The organism is Scytonema hankhaensis NUACC26 (genome assembly GCF_045865695.1).
Classification (GTDB): Bacteria; Cyanobacteriota; Cyanobacteriia; order Cyanobacteriales; family Nostocaceae; genus Scytonema.
In genome coordinates, this window is record NZ_BAACAP010000027.1 from 1 (window position 1) to 4,199 (window position 4,199).

Annotated in this window: 6 protein-coding genes; all 6 read right to left on the bottom strand. The window is 46.3% G+C overall.

Features of this window, described 5'->3' with window-relative positions; all coding sequences use genetic code 11:
* Positions 1–149 (bottom strand): SDR family NAD(P)-dependent oxidoreductase (locus ACKTT2_RS00450; RefSeq protein WP_407882874.1); only part of this gene is annotated, 149 nt, incomplete at its 3' end.
* Between the two features lie 81 nt (positions 150–230).
* Positions 231–770, bottom strand: a complete 540-nt coding sequence (locus tag ACKTT2_RS00455) for an ester cyclase (protein WP_407882866.1) — start codon at positions 768–770, stop codon at positions 231–233.
* 30 nt (positions 771–800) lie between these two features.
* Positions 801–911 carry an AraC family transcriptional regulator gene (locus ACKTT2_RS00460; RefSeq protein ID WP_407882876.1) on the bottom strand — a complete coding sequence of 37 codons (111 nt, stop codon included), beginning with the start codon at positions 909–911 and terminating at the stop codon, positions 801–803.
* Between the two features lie 136 nt (positions 912–1,047).
* Complete coding sequence (locus ACKTT2_RS00465; protein WP_407882868.1) at positions 1,048–2,214, bottom strand: FAD-dependent oxidoreductase; 1,167 nt, start codon at positions 2,212–2,214, stop codon at positions 1,048–1,050.
* A 263-nt stretch (positions 2,215–2,477) separates the two neighbouring features.
* Entirely contained in the window at positions 2,478–2,651 is a 174-nt protein-coding gene (locus tag ACKTT2_RS00470; RefSeq protein ID WP_407882870.1) for a hypothetical protein, read from the bottom strand.
* Between the two features lie 568 nt (positions 2,652–3,219).
* Positions 3,220–4,026, bottom strand: coding sequence for an NAD(P)H-dependent oxidoreductase (locus ACKTT2_RS00475; protein WP_407882872.1), 807 nt, complete (start codon positions 4,024–4,026; stop codon positions 3,220–3,222).
* Between the last annotated feature and the right edge of the window lie 173 nt (positions 4,027–4,199).

The following is a 4,199-nucleotide window of genomic DNA, read 5'->3' on the forward strand; positions in this document are numbered from 1 at the left end:
CGAATCAGTTTGGCGGTTTTTTCACCTTCTGCGTCGCGTCTGCCTGAGAATACTACCTTTGCTCCAGCAGCACCGAAGGCGATCGCTGTTGCTCTGCCAATACCCGTTGTGCCACCAGTCACTAACGCCACTTTATCTTGCAGTATCATTCTGTTTCTCCTGTTTCAATCAATATTGACTAAAAAAGCGATGCCTTGATGACTCAACTTGTAGTAAGTCACGCCGGATGATTATCGAAGTGGCGGTGTAACCGTCGCCCAACGTTCAGCAAGTTTGCCATCTGCTAATCTCCAAAGCACAAAGCCCTTAAACTCCATCTTCTTTCCCGTAGATGCATCGGTTCCGCGCCACAGACACCGCACCATAACCTTGTCACCCTCAGCGATCGCGTCCTCAACTGTAACGTGCAAATCGGGATACTTTACGTATGCCTTCTCCATCGTCTGCTTAACCAGTTCGGGACTCACCAATCCTACAAAAGGTTCTTCACGATCTATAAAGTTAGGTGCGAAGTTTTGGTAGGCAATGGCAGAATTTTTGCGGTTCACAAACTCCTCAAAGTGATTGCGGATGAATGTTTTATTCTGTTCGAGTGTTTGTTCCATCGCGTTACCGACGCTGCCGACTACCAGCCACGAAAAGAGTATGACCATTAGTCCCAGAACATACCGCCACCACCGATACTTACCCCACTGGGCAGCCTCCACGTCAGTCGCGTCTTTCACTTCCATTCCAATTCCCTGCTTTCCTCTGGTTGCTTCGATCCTCATCTTTGTCTCCTTTGCCCGTGCGTAATAGAGTTAGCGAATCTGTTTTGGGGTCATTCCAGTCAGGCGCTTAAACTGCTGAAATAGATGGCTTTGACTGGCGAAGCCGACTTGTAGAGCAATATCTGCGATCGCAATGTAGATCTACTGACCACAATAGTTTTGCTAAGTTGTCGTATCAGTAGGCAAAATTCCAGGTGGCCCCCGAAATCTCGTCGCCGAGCTCGGCAGAAATGCGATCGCTCATTGTTAGTTCTCCTTAATCTAATATTAAAGACGCTTAATAAACTTTTCGCTTTTGAGCGATTGGATTATAGCGATAAAGCCATGCTTCAAAGTCATCCTGACTCCTAAAAGATGGTTTCATCATTTCAGTGAATGTGTTTTCACTATCGGGTTGATAAGCTTTATAACCCTGAGTAGCACTGCGATCGTAAATAATTGCTGTACGAGGAATGCGACTGTTTTCATAAGCATTAAGTGCCGCCTCTATATTCGGAGCGACGGCAAGACACTCCGCTAGTTCGTAAGCGTCCTCAAACGCCATATTTGCACCTTGTCCTAGAGAGGGGACGACAGGATGAGCCGCATCTCCCAAGAGCGTCACTCTACCCTTACTCCAACGATCTAAGGGCGGGCGATCGCAAATAGGGCGCTCTACAATATCTGCTGCGGGTGTGGCTGCGATTATCGCCCCTACAGGCTCTGCCCACCCTGCAAATATCTTCAAAACGTGAGTCTTAGCATCGGTTGCCCGTCGATTGACATAATCGTCTGCCGATAATGCACTTGTACCCCAAAAGGTATAACCATCCCCCACATCCATCAGCATGGAATTTTGACCATTGGATGACGTTATTACAGTTGTTGCGTTGGGAGACAATTGCTCGTGAGAATATCGAACGAGCGCCCGCCAAGACATTCGCCCTGCATAGTTAGGAAACCCATCTCCTATTATTCCCTGCCTGACAACAGAATTAATGCCATCTGCGCCAATCAGCAAGTCTGCTTGGACTGTTTTTCCATCTGGAAAATAGACCTTAACACTGTCGTCTTGCTCCTCAAAGCCTACACAGCGATGCTGAAGATGAATGATTTCGGGCGGTAGTACCGATGCCAGAACGGCTTGCAGTTTTGACCACTGAATCATTAACATGGGCTGTCCATATCTCTGCATTATTTCCATTGACTTTGACGCAATCGTCTCTCCAGTGATGCGTTTCAAGATTAAAGTATGGATTGGACTGCCTGCTTTTATTAATGTCTGGGCTATCCCTGGTTGAACCGCATTGAGGCTATTCAAACCGTTTGGGGTTAAGCTTAGACCCGCACCAATCGGTCGCAAAACTTTGGCTCGCTCGTAGACTTGTACTTTAAATCCCTTCGTGAGTAGTGCATTCGCGGTTGCCAAACCGCCAATTCCACCTCCAATAATTGCAATGTTCATAAAGCTATTTCTCTCAGTATTTATTGTTGAAATTTGCTTTCAATTAATCTTCCAGAACTCACTGGCTAAAAAGCTTGGAGTTTTCGTCAAGTAACCAATGAGTAGTAAGTTTTTTCTGTTTGGGTTTAATATTTGTCGTAATTTGCCTTTGGCTGAAATCGATGTCATTTGTTATGGGAATTTTAGTGTCAGTAAGTTTCATCGATAGTTCCCCCTGAAAAATAGTTTTCTTAATGCTGTCGCTCATGTTCGGTCATTTTTGCTCAATAGCCGTCATCAAAAGTGCGACGAGCAGCGAGGATAGCATCTTCTACATCTCGATCGTCAGCTTCAGGAATATCTACGATCGCAGTTTCATTAATCCCGGATTTCTCACTACGCTTCCCTAAAATAGCTTGTAAAGCCTGTGAAGCAAGGCTTATAGAATAAATCTTCAAAAAAACAGTCTGTCATGCAAGCCAGATTGTCTAGAACGCTCTTTTGTTCAAGGTCTCTAGCTCCTAAAATGGCTTATGCTGATGAGAAATCTGGGGGGCTTGCTCTTCACCAGAAGAATCTGACAAATCGTCGTAAGAATCTGAAAGCAGTCAAGCATTGGAACTCAATATACTTCAGATAGAACGGTGGTGTTCTAGATTTATTGCTCTTTGCCTGAAGGGTTTAGATGTTGAACGTTTCAGGAGTCTTAACCACTAATCTAGAACACTACCCATAAATAGAAACCAAGGCACAAATTACATCTAGGACTATCCATTCAAGTTAGGTGATTTCACAATTACAGTCCTGAGCGACGGCACACTCCCCCAGGATCTACATACGCTGCTGTCGAATACGAACCCAACAGAAACCGATCGCCTGCTTCAGAAAAACTTTCTGACTAATCCTGTCGAGGCATCGATTAATGCTTTCTTGATCGACACTGGAGATCGACAAGTACTCGTGGACACAGGAGCCGGAACAAAGGTTTGAAGGGATTGGGCTAAATCGAGAGTTGCGCGGATACTGCTATTCTGCAAGAAGCGAACTTCCTAGTTGCAAGACTTGAGCATTCCGTAAGCTTACACACTCATCTCGGGCCATCGTTCTCTGCCCCGGTGTACGTGCTTCAATGCCTGGTCGAAGCCGCCACGACTCGTTGTAATCCTCTGCTAAATGAAAAAATAGCGGCTCCGTCCTCTCTAGGGCAAGAAGTCTGCCACGATAGTCAACCAAGTGGCGCTCACGAATCTCTTGACCCCCTCTGGCAGCAGACCAAGCAATAAATGGAGGTAGAACATCGAAGCCGACAAAGCGGAGAATACCATTCTGAATTGGCCAGAGCACTATGTCTATATCACCATGACGACCGTTGTGGGCATAGGTATCGAACGGATCGCCAGTAGTGAACGAAAGCATTGCTCGCTTGCCTTTCAATCCGCCAGTGTCGTAAGACATACCTTTGCTGTAGGCAAAGCCCGTCGTGAACACCCGGTCCACCCAGCCCTTGAGAATGGCGGGCACCGAGAACCAATAAATTGGAAATTGGAGGATTAGCAAGTCTGCCCAACGCAGCTTTTCTTGTTCAGCCTTGATATCGTCAGCTAGCGCATCGTTCTCGTAAGCATGTCGCTGCTCAATCCCGTACTTCAAATAGTCGGGCTCTAGCATCTCCTTAAAGTCAGCCCGGTCGGCAATGGCTTTGAAATTCATGGCATACAAATCCGACACTTTTACTTGGTGGCCTACCTCGGTCAAAACCGCAACAGCGATGTCTTTCAGTGCGCCATTAAAGGACTTGGGTTCGTGATGAGCATAGACAATTAGCACATTCATAGTTAACTTCTTTCAATTTCCTTGGAGTACTTAATTTGTTCCTCTTGTTTACAGCGATTGAGAAAAAAAATCAATCGCTTCCAAATGGCAACTGAGTTCACACAGTCGCTCCTTAACCTCCTGCCGATGTGTTTCAGCACCGCCCGTTGTTCCCGCACAGTGCTATCACCCGC